General features: G+C 33.6%; 14 protein-coding genes. 5 read left to right on the plus strand and 9 right to left on the minus strand.

Features of this window, described 5'->3' with window-relative positions; translation table 11 throughout:
- Window positions 1–80: 80 nt before the first annotated feature.
- The 7 genes from JE46_RS16120 to JE46_RS16150 all read right to left on the minus strand — a co-directional run bounded on the left by JE46_RS16120 (window position 81) and on the right by JE46_RS16150 (window position 10,741).
- Window positions 81–2,297 carry a glycoside hydrolase family 3 C-terminal domain-containing protein gene (locus JE46_RS16120; RefSeq protein WP_031456310.1) on the minus strand — a complete coding sequence of 739 codons (2,217 nt, stop codon included), beginning with the start codon at window positions 2,295–2,297 and terminating at the stop codon, window positions 81–83.
- 205 nt (window positions 2,298–2,502) lie between these two features.
- Window positions 2,503–4,146 carry a DUF6377 domain-containing protein gene (locus JE46_RS16125; protein WP_031456311.1) on the minus strand — a complete coding sequence of 548 codons (1,644 nt, stop codon included), beginning with the start codon at window positions 4,144–4,146 and terminating at the stop codon, window positions 2,503–2,505.
- Between the two features lie 23 nt (window positions 4,147–4,169).
- Window positions 4,170–6,428, minus strand: a complete 2,259-nt coding sequence (locus tag JE46_RS16130) for an acyl-CoA dehydrogenase family protein (RefSeq protein ID WP_031456312.1) — start codon at window positions 6,426–6,428, stop codon at window positions 4,170–4,172.
- Between the two features lie 99 nt (window positions 6,429–6,527).
- A complete protein-coding gene (locus JE46_RS16135) occupies window positions 6,528–6,935 on the minus strand; it encodes a GNAT family N-acetyltransferase (protein ID WP_244881889.1) in 408 nt (135 codons plus the stop codon).
- A 66-nt stretch (window positions 6,936–7,001) separates the two neighbouring features.
- Entirely contained in the window at window positions 7,002–8,504 is a 1,503-nt protein-coding gene (locus JE46_RS16140; protein WP_035136701.1) for a glycosyltransferase, read from the minus strand.
- 266 nt (window positions 8,505–8,770) lie between these two features.
- Entirely contained in the window at window positions 8,771–10,351 is a 1,581-nt protein-coding gene (locus tag JE46_RS16145; RefSeq protein ID WP_031456315.1) for an NADP-dependent glyceraldehyde-3-phosphate dehydrogenase, read from the minus strand.
- Window positions 10,352–10,429: 78 nt separating this feature from the next.
- A complete protein-coding gene (locus JE46_RS16150) occupies window positions 10,430–10,741 on the minus strand; it encodes a rhodanese-like domain-containing protein (RefSeq protein WP_031456316.1) in 312 nt (103 codons plus the stop codon).
- 377 nt (window positions 10,742–11,118) lie between these two features.
- On the opposite strand from JE46_RS16150, the gene JE46_RS16155 reads away from it, so the two are divergent.
- The 4 genes from JE46_RS16155 (at window position 11,119) to JE46_RS16165 (ending at window position 13,483) form a co-directional block, all read left to right on the plus strand.
- On the plus strand, window positions 11,119–11,760 hold the full coding sequence (locus JE46_RS16155; RefSeq protein WP_031456317.1) for a Crp/Fnr family transcriptional regulator: 642 nt from the start codon (window positions 11,119–11,121) through the stop codon (window positions 11,758–11,760).
- 188 nt (window positions 11,761–11,948) lie between these two features.
- Window positions 11,949–12,734: a sulfite exporter TauE/SafE family protein gene (locus JE46_RS16160; RefSeq protein WP_031456318.1), complete on the plus strand. Its 786-nt coding sequence runs from the start codon at window positions 11,949–11,951 to the stop codon at window positions 12,732–12,734.
- An 82-nt stretch (window positions 12,735–12,816) separates the two neighbouring features.
- On the plus strand, window positions 12,817–12,939 hold the full coding sequence (locus tag JE46_RS24635; RefSeq protein ID WP_262494102.1) for a hypothetical protein: 123 nt from the start codon (window positions 12,817–12,819) through the stop codon (window positions 12,937–12,939).
- Window positions 12,932–13,483, plus strand: a complete 552-nt coding sequence (locus tag JE46_RS16165) for a hypothetical protein (RefSeq protein ID WP_051872904.1) — start codon at window positions 12,932–12,934, stop codon at window positions 13,481–13,483. The genes JE46_RS24635 and JE46_RS16165 overlap by 8 nt, the downstream gene beginning before the upstream one ends.
- A 148-nt stretch (window positions 13,484–13,631) precedes the next feature.
- Here JE46_RS16165 and JE46_RS16170 read toward each other — a convergent pair whose 3' ends face one another.
- A complete protein-coding gene (locus JE46_RS16170; RefSeq protein ID WP_031456320.1) occupies window positions 13,632–14,018 on the minus strand; it encodes a helix-turn-helix transcriptional regulator in 387 nt (128 codons plus the stop codon).
- Between the two features lie 230 nt (window positions 14,019–14,248).
- Window positions 14,249–14,653: a hypothetical protein gene (locus JE46_RS16175; protein ID WP_031456321.1), complete on the minus strand. Its 405-nt coding sequence runs from the start codon at window positions 14,651–14,653 to the stop codon at window positions 14,249–14,251.
- A gap of 954 nt (window positions 14,654–15,607) precedes the next feature.
- Between JE46_RS16175 and JE46_RS16180 the strand changes: the two genes are divergently transcribed.
- Complete coding sequence (locus JE46_RS16180; RefSeq protein WP_031456322.1) at window positions 15,608–16,012, plus strand: hypothetical protein; 405 nt, start codon at window positions 15,608–15,610, stop codon at window positions 16,010–16,012.
- Window positions 16,013–16,059: the final 47 nt, after the last annotated feature.

Genomic DNA, 16,059 nt, shown 5'->3' on the forward strand with positions numbered 1-16,059 from the left:
CTGACTATTTTTCAAAAAGCAAAGCTGTAACTTTTTACGATTACAGCTTTTCAACCAACCAATTTAGAAAATTAATGAAATTATTGAAGCGAAAAAATCACTTTAGATTTTATATCGGTTGAAGATGCACCAACAATCGCTTCAAAAGCTCCCGGTTCTGCAATCCAGTCGTGTTTTTTATCGTCAAAAAAGCTTAAAGCCGTTTTATCAATTGTAAAAGTTACTGTTTTTTCTTCTCCCGCTTTAAGCGAAATTTTTTCAAAACCTTTTAATTCTTTTATTGGACGAGGCAATGAAGATTTTAAATCGCTGATATATAACTGAACAATTTCTGATCCTTCCCGGCTTCCTGTGTTTTTTACTTTTACAGAAAATGTAATCTGATCATTGGCAGACATTTGTTTTTTATCAGCAGTTACTTTTCCGTATTCAAAAGAGGTGTAACTTAATCCGTGGCCAAAAGAAAATAATGGTTTTGCTTTTTGTTTATCTGCCCAACGATAACCTACAAAAATGCTTTCATTATATTTAACCTCATCACCACCCGGAAATTCGCCTAATGCATGTGCTCCGTTATCAGATAATTTTACAGGAAAAGTAAAGGTTAATTTTCCCGATGGATTCACATCACCAACCAAAACATTTGCCAGTGCATTTCCTGCTTCTGTACCTAAAAACCATCCCTGCACAATTCCCGGAACTTCTTTTACCCATGGCATTGCTACAGCATTTCCTGAAATATTTACGTAAACAATATTTTTATTTACCTTAACTAACTCACTGATTAATTTATCCTGATTGTATGGAAGTCCTAAATCTTTACGGTCTGCTCCTTCGGCATCCTGATTATCACTTTTGTTTAATCCTCCAATAAAAAGGACCACATCAGCGTCTTTGGCTACCCTCAAAGCTTCGGCAGTCAATTCAGCAGATGAACGTTTGTCTTCTAAACTCACTTTTGCTATTACACCATTATAATTACTTGTCGGATCTCCAACATATCCGCGTGCGTAAACAATCTCAGCCTGATTACCGATTCTTTTCTTCAGACCTTCCAGCGGAGTAATTTCATATCTTGCTTTTAATGATGAACTTCCTCCTCCAACTGTCATCATTTTGATGGCATTTTCACCAATAACAGCGATTTTTTTAGTTTTAGAAAGATTGATTGGCAAAATATTGTTGTTGTTTTGAAGCAATACAATTCCTTCTTCTGCAATTTTCAAACCAGCTTTTGCATGTTCTTCTGTTCCAAATGATCCAAAAGGTCTGTCTTTATTCATATTAGTAAGGAAAGACAAACGCAGAATACGACGCACTTTTTCGTCTAATTCTTTAGTACCTACTTCACCTTTTTTAATCATTTCTGAATATGGTTTTGCCAGATAATAATTATCATACGCGTTACTAGTTCCCCATGAAAGACCGTTGGTCCAGGAACCAAACTCCATATCCAACCCATTGAAAATTGATTGTTTTGTGTCATGAACTCCTCCCCAATCTGAAACAACAACTCCCTTGAAACCCCATTCACCACGAAGAATGTCATTTAGCAAAAACTCATTATGACAGCATTGTTGTCCTTTATATTTATTGTAAGACCCCATAATGGCCCACGCATCACCTTCCTGAACAGCAGCTTTAAAGGCCGGCAAATAGATTTCGTACAAGGCACGATCATCAACAATTACATTTACCGAATTACGATTAGTTTCCTGATTGTTCAATGCAAAATGTTTTACACAGGCAGCCACACCAATTGACTGAACTCCTTTAATATAAGGAACAACCATTTTAGAGGTTAGAAAGGGATCTTCTCCCATATATTCAAAGTTACGTCCATTTAATGGGCTTCTGTAAATATTTACACCAGGTCCTAAGAGTACATTTTTATTACGATAACGTGCTTCTTCTCCCAATGATTTACCATATAATGAGGCTAATTCTTTGTTCCATGTCGCAGATAAGGCGGTAAGTGCCGGAAATGCAATACAGGAATCATTTGTCCAGCCTGCCTGATCCCATTCGTCCCACTTTACTTCGGTACGGATTCCGTGTGGTCCATCGGTCATCCAGTTTTCAGGGATTCCTAAACGCGGTACACCCGGTGAACTAAATTTGGACTGCGCATGAATCATGGCAATTTTTTCATCAGTTGTCATTCGCGAAAGCGCATCTTCGACACGATCATTAAGAGGCTTTTTATCATCAAGATAAATTGGAATTTTATTTTGTGCATTAATTCCAAATGAATTCAGTAACAGTAAAACAACTATTACTTTAACGTTTTTAAACATACCTTTTTATTTATTAATCATTACTATACTATTTTAGATCTGCCCTTTAAAATGCTTTCTAAATAATATGGTAAAGCTATAACGATATCGTCTTCGTAAAAATTCCGAATAAAAAAAAGTAGTAATTTTAAAAAACAAACAACTAAAAATCAAAACCTTAAACAAAAAAGAACCTTAAAAAAAGTAGTGATTTTAAAATAAAGAATTAGGCTTTTTGAGAAAGTAAACCAATTTTCATAACCATTTCCTCGAAGTCATTTCGGGAAACAATAGCCTTATTTCTTCCTCTGGTACGATAATTATAAATAGTGCTTAAAGAGTAGCGAAGAAAAGCAGCAATTTTTACGCTATCCGTTATTCCAAGTCTGATAAGTGCAAAAATTCGAAGTTCTGTATTGAGCAGTTCTCCATGTTTTACTATAATTTGTTCTTCGGGGATAAGCAAAGCATTGAAGTCTTTTACGAAAGTAGGATACAGACTTAAAAAGATAGTATCAAAATTTCTGTATAATTCTTCCAGTTCATTATCAACCAAAGTAGTTGATTTCAACATTTTGTAAATTTCATCAAACTGTTTGGCTGTTGCCTTTTTGTTTAAGATAACGCGATAATTTTCGAGCTTATTGATGTAGGCTGAACACAGACTAAAGAAATTTGCAATATATTCCTCCTTAATATGATTGGATTCTGATAATTGGGCATTACGTTCCTGAAGCTGATTATTTGCCTCTGTGATATCTTTGTTTAATTCCGCTAATTTCTGACTGGTTTCATAAAGTTCTCCACGAATTCTGGATACTTTTTTCATCTGCTTATAAACGTAAATTACAGCGACAATTAAAAACAACGATAACAAACTAATACACAAAAGATAAACCTGAAGTTCTGTTTTTCGCTGGGCTTCACGTTCTAAATAAGCCGTATTGATAATCGAATAAAGTTGTGACATCAGAAGTGTTCGAAATTGCACGTTGCAATATAATGCGTCTTCAATAGCAGATTGTGTGAGTTTATATGCCATATCAACATCTCCCAATTCATAAAAAACCATAGCCAGTTCCTGTTGTGAAGCATTATCTTTTATGGCTTGTTTAATATCTGAAGTTGCCGAAAGAGCATAATATTTTTTTACTAAATTGATCTTATTGGTCTTTTCTGAAATGTTCCCCAAAAGATAGGTAATCATTGCAAATTGCGGATTATCGTCTTTCATTCCTTTCAACAGACTTAGTAATTCTTTTTCAGCAACATCAAATTTCTTATGGTAAATATCCTTCTGAATTTTATTGATTTTATACTCTAAAGAATTAGAGTTTAAAACGCCCAGCAACGAATCACGATATTTCCCTATTTGCTCAATAAATCCCCAATTAGGACTGTTTGCATTATAATGCTCATAAAATTCGCGATAGGTAACATAATAATTAGGCAGTAATGATTTTTCTAATTCCTTTTTATTGATGCTTTTTATAATAGCTTCTGATTCCCGGTATTTTCCTGTTGATGAATATAGGTTTGCCAATTGCAATTGTGCCAGATTCAGCAACTCTTTTTTATGAAGTTCGTCAGCAATTTTCAGGTTTTTCTTTATATAAAAAATGGCCGAATCTGATTTGAATTTCTGATATTCTTCATATAAAGCCTGATTATAATTATACTCTTGTTCTTTTGACAGATCTTCTGATTTTATTTTTTTGAAATTTAAAATGCGTTCTTCTTTTAGCCGGACATAATACTGTTTATTTTTCACGGCATCGTTTAGCTTATCCAAAATAGTATCTGTACTATTCGATGAATAACCAAAAAAGGAAACCAAAAGAGTTATAAAAAACAGAAAATAATTTTTCAAGTGATAAAAAATAAGATTTATAATTACACCGCAATTGGAGCCGCAAGGCAACTCTCCGGAATATCAAAAGCATTTACCAGAGAAACCGCATCCGGCCTGATATCCCAACAAAGCTGATTGACCATTTTACGAATCGCTTTGGTTTTGACCGCTTCCATATAACCGTCTTCTAAATACCAACCTTTGTTTTTTTCTATTTGTGAAAGGGCATACAGTTGATTTAATTTCAGCAATATTTCTTTAGTTTTTACATCTTCAACTTTTTCTATTGTAATTTGAAATTGCTCCAAAACCACTCTTTCCAAATACGCTTCAGCAACATCAATCATTTGGTGTTGAACCACATTAAAAGCATCATACGCTTCTAAACCTTCATCAATGAGTTTTTTGATACGTCTTGCTGCCGATGCTAAAATTGTTTTTTCTCTGTGTACAAAAGCCTGCAGATGAAACTGATTATCCAGCAAATGTTCATCATCAGTTTTGCGGGTTATGATTGGATTTTTTTCTGCGATTGCGGTTCGGGCATTTTCATATACATAGTTGATAATGCCAAAAGATCCCATTTCGCCAAATGACTTTCTGAATTCAGCCAGACGGTTTTTGGCAACCAATTGCATCAAAACGGTATTATCACCTTCAAAAGTGGTATAAATTTCTGTATCGTTTTTTAAGGCGTTTATTCTGTTTTCAGACAAATACCCTTTTCCTCCACAAGCTTCACGGCATTCCTGTAAAATATCTCTGGTGCTCCAGGTCGAATACGATTTCATACCAGCTGCCAAAGCTTCGATATCCTGCATTTCAGATTCTGTTCTGTTTAAAAAACGACTGGTGAGATATTGCAGTCCAAAATGCACCGCGTAGGTTTTTGCCAAATGTGGAAGTAATCTGCGCTGATGCATTCTGTAATTTAAAATCGGAACTTCTGAACCACCTTCGGGTCCGAACTGTCTTCTTTGATCGCTGTAACGAATGGCAATCGTAAGACCGGATTTCGCAGCAGCCAAAGCAGAACGCGGAATCCCGATTCGGCCTCCAACCAAAGTTCCTAACATCGTAAAAAAACGTCTGTTATCACTCGGAATCGGACTTTCGAATTCGCCTTTATCAGTTACAGAAGCAAAGCGGTCGAGCATATTTTCTTTCGGAATCACAACATTGTCAAAACGGATTGTTCCGTTATCTACTCCGTTAAGTCCCATTTTATGACCGCAATCTCCTATTGTAATTCCGTTTAAAACATTTCCATTGGTATCACGCAACGGTACTACAAAAGCATTTACGCCATGATCGTGACCGTCAATAATCAGTTTGGCAAAAACGGTCGCCATTTGTCCGTGAACAGCGGCATTGCCAATATATTCTTTTTGTGCTTTTTCGTGAGGGGTATGAATGGTAAAAGTCTGATCGTTATGATTGTAAGTTGCTGTGGTTTCAAGTCCTTTTACATTTGAACCATGATGTGTTTCGGTCATCGCAAAACAACCCGGAATTTTTAATGAACCAATATCTTTTAAATATTTTGCATAATGTTTCTCGGTTCCCAATGACTGAACGCTCATTCCCCAAAGCCCGAACTGTACTCCAAATTTAATCACCAGACTTAAATCATGATAACTCAGTATTTCCATAATAGCAAAATAATCTGCTATGTTTTCTCCACCTCCGTATTGTTTTGGATACGCCATATTTCCGAGGTTTTCATCGGCTAAAATTTTGCACCAATTGTAAACCGTCTGGCGATAGACATTAATATCAGTAGAAGTTTCATAAGCAAATTCAGGTCTGGAAATAACCGATTTTACTTTTTTGATAATTGCGGCTTCTGTACCATCCAAAATTTCTGTAATTTTCTGTACATCGAAATTAGTATTGGTTTGGGAACTGGCTGTAAAAGAATCTGCCTTGGTTTTAAAGTTCTGAATCAATTCTTCGCCTAAAACCCCAAGATCATTTTCCAGTTTTGTGAATTTTAATTCTAATCCTGAAATATTCAAATCTTTATCAGAAAGTGCTACAGCGATATCAAAAATGGACTTTATAGACGATTTATCTTTAATACTTTTTTCAATATCCGATTTCCATTCTGTAAGTTCATTTCGCGAAGGCGGATTCGAAATATCCACTTTCGAAAGCAAATATTGTTGCTCTTCCGGTGAAAGCATTGTTAAAGAAGTAATGAATTCCTGCAGCGTAGTAAACTCCTTTTGCGTTAAAAGATCGTCTGACCAAACAAGGTATAAAAGTGGTATAAAAGCCTTAATTTTTGAATTCTCCATGGTAAACTAAAGTATTAATTTGTCTGTGGTTAAATTAAGATAATTAATTGAAGTTTTCTATAAATCAGGCTCAATTAGGATTTTTTTCACATTTCAAAATCAAAAACAAATCTCCATGATTGTAAATTCCTGACCTGCTTTGCTAAACGTTTGAATAGTATCTTTCATCCCGAGTTTTTCATAAAACGATTTTTTACCGGATCTGGCATTGCACCAAATTCTCTTTAAATTCTTTTTGCCGGCCAATTCAAAAATATGTTTTAAAAGTTCAGATGCGATTCCCTGACCCTGATATTCGGGTAAAGTTGCGAGTTTTCTAAACTGCATTTCATCATCTGAAATAAAACAGGATACAATTGAAATCAGTTTTTCATCTATAAAAACGCCAAAATGCAAGCCGAATTCATCTTCTTCCAACTGAACAAATTCCAAAGGCTGATCGGGCCACATTACTTCATGCCTGATTTTCCATGTATCCAAAGCTTTGATTGATTTTATCATCATCATATAAAAATAAAAACCGTCTTAATCCTCAAAGGAAAAGACGGTTCTAAAATACTTTAATTTTTTATTTTATTTGGCTATCTGGCTGTATTGTTCCAGAGTAACATATTCTTCTATTTTCTTTTCAGACAAGCCACGTGTGAGCCATCCTTTTTTATGAGCTGTAACAATCGCATACGGAGTAATCCAAAACAGACTGAAGGTATAAAAAACACTATAGGAATACGCCCAAATTGATTCAGAAAAACCATATTTTTTACCATAAAAGAAAGCTGAAAAACTGGATATAATCAATATACTTAAAAGTGTTGAACTAAAAAATAACAGCGGATGTGTTGCAATAAAGAAGAACATGAAAATTAAGAATGGAAAAGACATTATAATTTTCGCAGTCTGATCCAAATACAAAATTCTGGTTCCTAATTTTGATTCGGTTCTGAAGTTTTTGAAAACATATTTTGCCATCATCAGGTTTTCGCGAACATTGCTTCTTCCCCATCTGATAAACATTTTATATAATCCCGTATATTCTTCAGGAACATTGGTCAATACAACCGAATTTCTTTGAAATAATACCTTGTAACCCTGTTTCAAAATCATATTAGTCATGGCACGATCTTCACCAATATCCGAAGGTTCTCCCATAAAAGTCTGGTTGATCCATTCTTCAAGGCAGGCAAAAACCGAAGTATTGCGATATGCTGCCAGAGCTCCGGGAGTACACATTACAGATCCCAACACACTTTCTGCAGATCGTACAAATTCAAAACTCATTACAAAACTCACATTCAACATTTTAGGAAGCATCGCTTTTTTATTGTTTAGCACATGAACATTTCCTGCAACAGCTCCGCATTTTTCATTGTTTACGAAAGGGCTTACGAGATTTCTTAAAGTATCCTTTTTCACAATCGAATCACTGTCTACTGTTACAAAAATTTCGCCTGTTCCCAGTTTGAATCCTCTGTAAAGTGCGTGACGTTTTCCTTTATTTTGTGGCTGCTGATAGATTGACAATCGGTCACCAAGTTTTATTTTAGCCTGTTGAATCCAGTACCAGGTATCATCTTTGCTTCCGTCGTCAATAGCCAAAAGCTGCATTTTTTCCTGCGGATAATCACTGTCTGCCAAACTTAGCAAAGTATCCCAAACCAATTTTCCTTCATTATAAGCCGGAACTATAACTGTACAGGTAGGCAGTAAATCATCTGAAACAGATTCTATAGGCTTGTATTTGAAATAAAGAAATGACTTGTACAGAAAAACTCCGGCTTTAAAAAGAGATAAAATAGTGGCCAGAATCAAAAATGGAAAACCTATCATAGATTCTATTCTTTCCAGTTGAAACTGCTCAAAATCTGACTGGAATTTATAAACTAAAAAAGCCCCTGCAAATAGTACGGCAAAAGTACCGATGAGAACAAAAATCGGTAGTGGATTCGAAGTTTTATCTATGCTGATTTTTGAAGATTCCTGATTAATTTTAAAAATAGAACTTTGTAAAATGTGTTCTTTTTTATTTGTTTTATCTGTTGAATAAAATTGTTCTGAAGTAATTGTTTCGCTTTCCATATTATGCTTGTATTAATTTCCGATGACGTTTATCTAAACGTTGTTCTATTTCATTTTACAAGCGCCATGCCAATAAGGTTTTATTCAGATAATGAGCAAATTAGCTTAATACAAGCAAAAATCAGTGTGTAAATTTTACCCATTCTTACCTATTTTACACAACTTTTAGTGTGTACAATCCATTTTAGGAAGAAAACAAAACGCAAAGAAAAACCGCCAAATTCAAAAGAATAAGGCGGTTTTGAAATTAATATATAACCTGAAAATTATAAAATATAATCAGTATTGATGAAATTGGATTCTTTACTGTTTAATAATTCCTGAAGGATTTCATTGTTATAAGCAATGTCTTTTGAAGCCACAAACGTACGAATAGAGAACGAACGCAATGCATCCGGAATACTCAATGTACCTACTGCAGAATCTTTACGTCCTGTAAACGGGAACGCATCGGGACCTCTCTGGCAAGAACTGTTCAGGTTTACCCTGCACACTAAGTTTACCAAAGCATCGATAAGCGGAGCCAGAGTTTTGATATCTTTTCCGAACAAACTTACCTGCTGTCCGTAATTTGATTCGGCCATATCGTCTAGTGGTTCATTGATATCTTTGAAAGAGATAATTGGCACAACTGGTCCAAATTGCTCTTCGTGATACACTCTCATGTCTTTATTTACAGGATATAAAACGGCCGGAAAAATATAATTTTCAGAATGTTTTCCTCCTTTTTCATTTAATATTTTCGCTCCTTTACTTGTAGCATCGTCAATTAGTCCCTGAATGTAAGCTGGTTTATCTTCTTCCGGAAGCGGAGTTAAAGAAGCTCCTTTTTCCCATGGATTTCCAAATACCAAAGCATCTACTTTTTCAGAAAAACGTCTGTTAAATTCCTCAGCGATAGACTCATGAACATACAAAACCTTCAAAGCCGTACAACGCTGACCGTTGAAAGACAATGATCCTGTGATACACTCCTGGATAGCCAAATCTAAGTCGGCATCCGGTAAAATAATCGCTGGATTTTTAGCTTCCAGACCTAAAATCAAACGAAGTCTGTTTTTGTTTGGATGCTGATCTTGTAAAGCAATCGCAGACTTACTGTTTCCAATCAATGCCAAAACATCAATTTTTCCTGATTTCATGATTGGAGAAGCCACTTCACGACCTCTTCCGTATACAATATTGATAACCCCTTTTGGAAAACTGCTTCTGAAAGCTTCCAATAATGGCGAAATACATAAAACACCATATTTTGCAGGTTTAAAAATCACGGCATTACCCATAATTAATGCAGGAATCAATAATGAGAACGTTTCGTTAAGAGGGTAATTATAAGGTCCAAGACACAAAACCACTCCAAGAGGCCCACGACGAATCATTGCATTTACGCCCTGAACTTTTGAGAATTTAGAACTGCGCCCGTTTAATTCCTTGTAACTGTCAATAGTATCCTGAATATATTCTACCGTTCTGTCAAATTCTTTTTGTGAATCTCCAAGGTTTTTTCCAATTTCCCACATCAAAAGTTTCACCACATCTTCACGGGTTTCCTTCATTTGTCTCACGAAATTTTCCATACATTTAATACGGTCAATCACTTTCATGGTTGGCCATAATCCCTGACCTTTATCGTAAGCAGCAGTAGCGGCTTCCACTACCTCAGCAGCTTCTTTCTCTGCCATAAACGGAATAGAACCTAATAATGTAGGCGTATATTTTTCTGTAGACGAAATGGTAGAAAACACAGGTGTTGTCTGACCTGTCCACTTTTTTAATTCTCCGTTTACAAGATAAGTATCCTGATTCAGAAGGTCTTTAATTTGATACTCTTCGGGTATAAAACTCATAATCTGGTAATTTTAGTTTTGGTTATTTAATATTTTTTAAAAGAAAAAAGAGGCGTTTTTTTGCCTCTCTTAGTCTTTTTATGGGGTTACGGTTTCGCCTTCCCAATCCAGGATTCCACCAAGCAGATTATAGGCATTCTCAAAACCTAATTCATTCATAATCTGACATGCTTTTGCACTTCTCGCTCCTGAACGGCAATACACGTAATAATTTTTATTTTTATCCAGTTCTTCTATGTCATAAATAAAAGCCTGACCTTTATTGATGTCAATATTTACAGCATTTTCAATATAGCCGTCGTTAAATTCGTCTTCAGTTCTTACGTCAAGTATAACTGCATTTTCATCAGACTCTAATTGTGCAACCCAATCTTCTTGTGATAAATTCATAGTATTGTGTTTTTTGTAAAATTAAAAGTTTTTACTACATAAAATACGTTCAAAATACGTTTTCGATTATTATTCAGAGAAAACGTTTTAGAGAACGTAAAATTGTCAGCGTTTTACAAATTTACTCACTATTTTCAAAAAAACATACTGGAATGTTAATAGAAAATAGGATTTTTTCATTTTAGTAATTCTGGTCTTAAAAATAGTTTTCTGACAATTTATAACAATTCAATCTATTATCTTTGCAAACAATTATAAGTTTTAGTTTGTTTTTGATAAAATCTGTAATAACAAAACATTAAGATTTTATTTTTAACGGGAAGACAAGACAAAAAATTAAGGATTAGAACAGTATCGTTTATTTTTAAATTTCACCCATGCAGCCTTCATTAAAAACCCTCTTTCCAAATTTCTCCAATGAACTGATTGCTGTTATTGAAGAAACCGGGAGCCCACAAGATTTTAAATCCGGAACAATCTTAATGCGAACCGGACAGTATATTAAAAATACCGTTTTAATTACCAAAGGAAAGATCAAAATCTATCGCGAAGGCGAAGATGGCGGTGAGTTTTTAATGTATTATTTACAGCCGGGACAGGCCTGCGCCATTTCTATGATTTGTACCGCAAAAAGCGAAAAAAGTCAAATTATGGCCAAAGTAGTCGAAGATGTTTCTGTCATGATGATTCCCCTGCAGATGATGGACAAATGGATGATGGAACACAGATCCTGGTACGAATTTGTCATTGAAACCTATCGAAGTCGTTTTGAAGAAGTCCTTGAAGTTATTGATAATATCGCTTTCCGATCCATGGATGAACGTTTGGAATTTTACCTGAAAAGACATTCTGACTCCTGTGGTTGCTCTGAAGTCAAACTTTCTCATCAGGAAATTGCAACCGAACTGAATACCTCAAGAGAAGTCGTTTCAAGATTGCTCAAAAAAATGGAACAAAGAGGATTGGTAAAGCTCAACAGAAACCAAATTGAATTATTAAAAACTAATTTCACGAATTAGCACTAAATCTATTCTGTCACATTGAGCGAAGTCTACATGCTTTTCGGGTTCTCAACTCCGCTCGAACTGACATTATAAGTAACATAAAAATCCATTTGATATTTTAATCTATTACAAAATCACCTTCTGTGATAAATGTTACTGTAGGTTTCCAATTTACAAACCACCTTTGCATCAAAACAAATGCAATGGAATATCTGGGTTATTTTGCCTCTATCATTATCGGAATTTCGCTGGGCTTAATTGGCGGCGGCGGATCGATATTGACTATTCCGATTCTTGTTTATTTGTTTAAGGTAAGTCCGGACCAGGCCACTTCGTACTCTTTATTTATTGTTGGGCTTACAGCTATGTCCGGAAGTTACAGCCATTACAAAATGGGCAACCTCAAACTCAAATCGGCGTTTTACTTTGCTTTTCCGTCTGTGGTTTCAATTTTAATCATACGTGAAGTTATTTTTCCGCAAATCGCAGCCACGTTATTCTGCATAGCCTCTTATTCGGTTTCAAAAGACTTTCTGATTATGATTGTCTTTTCAATATTGATGATTACTGCAGCAATTTCAATGATTAAAAAAGACCAGCCCGAAATAAAAAATGCCGAAACCAATTACCCGCAATTAAGCTTAATCGGTTTTGTGGTCGGAATCGTAACCGGATTTCTGGGTGCCGGTGGCGGTTTTTTAATTATTCCGGCCTTATTATTTTTTGCCAATTTACCCATGAAGCAAGCCGTTGGAACATCATTATTAATCATTACAATCAATTCAATAATAGGTTTTGGAGGCGATTTATATATCGGAACACCCATAGATTATCCCTTTTTATTAAGCGTTTCTGCCATGGCACTCCTGGGAATGCTAATTGGAAGCCAACTTTCTAAAAAGATTGACGGAGCAAAACTAAAACCTCTTTTTGGCTGGTTTGTTCTCGTAATGGGAGTTTATATTATTACAAAAGAAGTTTTGTTTTAAGGCTTTCACGCAATTCTTAAATATTTTGAATTTAGTTTCACTTGTAGAGTAGTCTTTGTCAGGATTCTTAATTTTGACAAAGATGAAACTAAACCTAAAATTAGTTGTAATTCTTACCAAAACAGCTTTAGAACCTTTAAATCAATCAATTCTTTTTGGCATTAAGTTTGTGTTTATTCGCGAAAACAATCCGCCTAATGAATAAAATTACTCTCGTTTCTCTCTTTTTTTACTTTTGTAACTTTACTTACAGCCAGAATATCATTTACAGAACAAATTCTTTAAATCAAACTGTCATCCAAACTGATTACAAATTGGAAGTAAATTACAAAACCGACTTATTTGGCAACACCATTATTGAAGATGCATATGGAAGAACACTCGTAATTTTAAAGAAAGATATCTTTGGTAATATTATCATTACAGACCCATTCGAAAAAATTATAGCCAAACAGGTTAAAGATATTTTCAACAATGTTATGATTAAAAATGGAAAAGACGAAATCATAGCCAAAGAAGTAAAAGATATATTTGGTGATATCAAAATTGTAGACAAACACGACCGGATACTAGCAAAACAAAAAAAAGATTTTCATGGAAACACTGTAATTGTAGATAACAATGACCAAATTTTATCTACAAACAAAAATGCTCTTTTTGGCCCCATACTAATAGAGAGACCATACGAAAGATCAATTATTATTGAAAATTGGGGAATCTATGGCGATTTGAAAGTTTTTTTCGATTAAGAATTTATATTTTTTTGACGTTCTTTATATCGGGCTATCCATACCAATCTATAGCACCCGGTTAAATCATATTCTCTTGTTCCTAAAAAAATTTAGCCCAAAAAATGAATTTTGGGCCAAAACAGAACGCATTTCAATTGGAGTTACTTCAAATTTCCCCAAATTTTTGTTTATAACGTCCAAGCTCAATTTCTGTCCTGTTTAAAAGCTTTTCTAATAGCTGAATTTTGTCTTCATATAGTTCTTTGATCGTAGAAGTATTTTCTGTGTTAATCAAAATACTCCCATTATTATTTCCGGTGATTTTATTAAAACTATTAAAGTACCGATCGTAATCAAAACTGATGATATCTTCAACACTTACATCAAGAATTCTTCCTATTTCGACCAGTTTTTCATAACTCAAAGAAGTTTTTCCTTTTTCAATTTTACTATAACCGGCCTGAGTTACACCTAATTTTTCTGCCATATATTCCTGAGTGTAATTTTTTAACTCTCTAATGTTTTTGATTTTGTTTTTAATTGTTGTGGCCATATTTTTTTAATTTGGGGTCAGGTATAGCTAAAACAGCCCGCCATTAAACTTTTTAACAGCATAACTATATCTTATTTAGGGTACTCTAAAACTTCATATTGTCAGGAATAGTAACACAGTAGTTCATTATTTTTTTCTGCTGGTAATAAAATAACCATACATCAAAGCTGCCATTATGAAAACTAAATCATAATGGGAAATTCCAAATAAATACATCTTTGATTTTTTATTTAAGCAGTCTTTTTTATACTTCTTTCAAACTGAAGATCCAGAAAATGATCTATCTGTTCGCCTATCAGAGGTCGGTCCTTTGCGGCAATTTTAATCTTTATTTCTTTTCTGTAAATATCTTTTACAAATACGAAATACACAAATTCTGAAGTGTTATCAAATCTTGCGATTATAATAAAAACGTAGCATAAAAGTGTCGGAATAATATAGTATAGATCCATCAGGTCTGAGAAAATCATACAATAATACGCTACGGCGGTTACGGCTATAAAAGCACCATTTTCAAGAAAATACTTTTTCTTTTTTTTTAGCAGTCCCAGTTCTTTAATTTCATCAAAATCATACTGCCAGTTTTTAGATTTGTAGTGAAATTTAATCGTGTCGGTAAAAATAGTTATGAACATAATAATAAGTAAATAAAAAAATAAAGGTTTGTGTAAAATCTTTCGGAATCTTTATAAAAATTCTTAGATACGCAATATTAAGCATTAACTTCTTTTTTTTCTTACAACACAAATTATAGAATATAACTAATAGTTGTAATTAAATCCTTAGAAAAATACTACGCAAAATGCCTTTACTTTTTTATTTTATTTACTAAAGAGAATATTCTTTTGGGCGTTACCTATCCCGATAGCTATCGGGAGGCTATCCACTTGTATCTTTTCCCTGCTGGCAGCTGCAGGAAAAAGGATACCGCTTCTATCCAAATGTCATTAAGTTAAGGATAAAATGATTGCTGATTTTTGATTAACGATTTTTGATTTCAGATATAAAAACCTTCTAGAATCAACAATCTAATATTTAGCCAAACCAAATCTGAAATCAAAAATCGTTAATCCTCAATCTAAAATCTCTTAACTTAATGACATTGGCTCCTATCCCTAACGCATAATTGGGTAAATTAGATTTTTTAGTCTTTTAACATTGATTCATTATTAAATTCTTAAACAAGAGTTGAAAACCCAAAAAAAATATTTTTTATAACGTAATTTTGAATAGTGAAAATTCAAATATAAAATATCTAGCAATTCAGTTGACTCTTACTTATAAAGTAATATAGGATAGTTGTGATGAATATTAAAAACTTAAAAATATAGAAGCGAATAAAAAAACTCTTTTAAGATCTACTATTCACAGAACTAAAATCCTTTGAAAAAATTAAATGATGTAATGTATGGCAAACAATTAAGTTAAATGAGTATGAAATTGGATTTACAGATCAATTCTTTTTTGATACCAATATCTGGATTTTATTATTCGGAACTGTTAAAGAATCTCAAGCTAATGATAAAAATCAATATGCAATCTTATTTGAAAAAATAATAGCTCAAAATTCTCCCATTTACATCACCTCAATGATTACTTATGAATTTGCAAGTATACTGCTCAAAAGAGATTTTAAACAATGGAAGTCCAACAATAATTTAATTAATAAAAAGTTTAAAAAAGATTTTGTTGGCAGTAAAGAATATGAAAATTCCGTTGCCACTATTACTGCATCGATAAATAAAATATATCAATTGCCTAATTTAGTAATTCTTGAAGATGTATTTAATCCAATCGATAAAGATGCTATTTTAAACAACTTCAAAATTATTGATTTTAATAATTCCTATCATGATGATTTAATAGTTAGAAGTAAATACAGTCTAATTACTTCAGCAATTTTAAATAAGTTTAAGATTGTTACTAATAGCAAAGATTTTCAACAATTTGATTCTAATATTGATATCATTACTACAAAAAATAGACTGATTTAGGACAAATAAAGCTTTTTATTTAAGCTAAACTTTGATAATTTATACGC

This window comes from Flavobacterium chungangense LMG 26729 (assembly GCF_000735715.2).
GTDB classification, from domain to species: domain Bacteria; phylum Bacteroidota; class Bacteroidia; order Flavobacteriales; family Flavobacteriaceae; genus Flavobacterium; species Flavobacterium chungangense.

Excerpts from the sequence above, each read along its gene's own strand:
- JE46_RS16120 (WP_031456310.1), bottom strand. The coding sequence starts at position 2,297 with ATGTTTAAAAACGTTAAAGTAATAGTTGTTTTACTGTTACTGAATTCA.
- JE46_RS16130 (WP_031456312.1), bottom strand. The coding sequence starts at position 6,428 with ATGGAGAATTCAAAAATTAAGGCTTTTATACCACTTTTATACCTTGTT.
- JE46_RS16135 (WP_244881889.1), bottom strand. The coding sequence starts at position 6,935 with ATGATGATGATAAAATCAATCAAAGCTTTGGATACATGGAAAATCAGG.
- JE46_RS16140 (WP_035136701.1), bottom strand. The coding sequence starts at position 8,504 with ATGGAAAGCGAAACAATTACTTCAGAACAATTTTATTCAACAGATAAA.
- JE46_RS16145 (WP_031456315.1), bottom strand. The coding sequence starts at position 10,351 with ATGAGTTTTATACCCGAAGAGTATCAAATTAAAGACCTTCTGAATCAG.
- JE46_RS16150 (WP_031456316.1), bottom strand. The coding sequence starts at position 10,741 with ATGAATTTATCACAAGAAGATTGGGTTGCACAATTAGAGTCTGATGAA.
- JE46_RS16155 (WP_031456317.1), top strand. The coding sequence starts at position 11,119 with ATGCAGCCTTCATTAAAAACCCTCTTTCCAAATTTCTCCAATGAACTG.
- JE46_RS16160 (WP_031456318.1), top strand. The coding sequence starts at position 11,949 with ATGGAATATCTGGGTTATTTTGCCTCTATCATTATCGGAATTTCGCTG.
- JE46_RS24635 (WP_262494102.1), top strand. The coding sequence starts at position 12,817 with ATGAAACTAAACCTAAAATTAGTTGTAATTCTTACCAAAACAGCTTTA.
- JE46_RS16165 (WP_051872904.1), top strand. The coding sequence starts at position 12,932 with ATGAATAAAATTACTCTCGTTTCTCTCTTTTTTTACTTTTGTAACTTT.
- JE46_RS16170 (WP_031456320.1), bottom strand. The coding sequence starts at position 14,018 with ATGGCCACAACAATTAAAAACAAAATCAAAAACATTAGAGAGTTAAAA.
- JE46_RS16175 (WP_031456321.1), bottom strand. The coding sequence starts at position 14,653 with ATGTTCATAACTATTTTTACCGACACGATTAAATTTCACTACAAATCT.
- JE46_RS16180 (WP_031456322.1), top strand. The coding sequence starts at position 15,608 with ATGATTACTTATGAATTTGCAAGTATACTGCTCAAAAGAGATTTTAAA.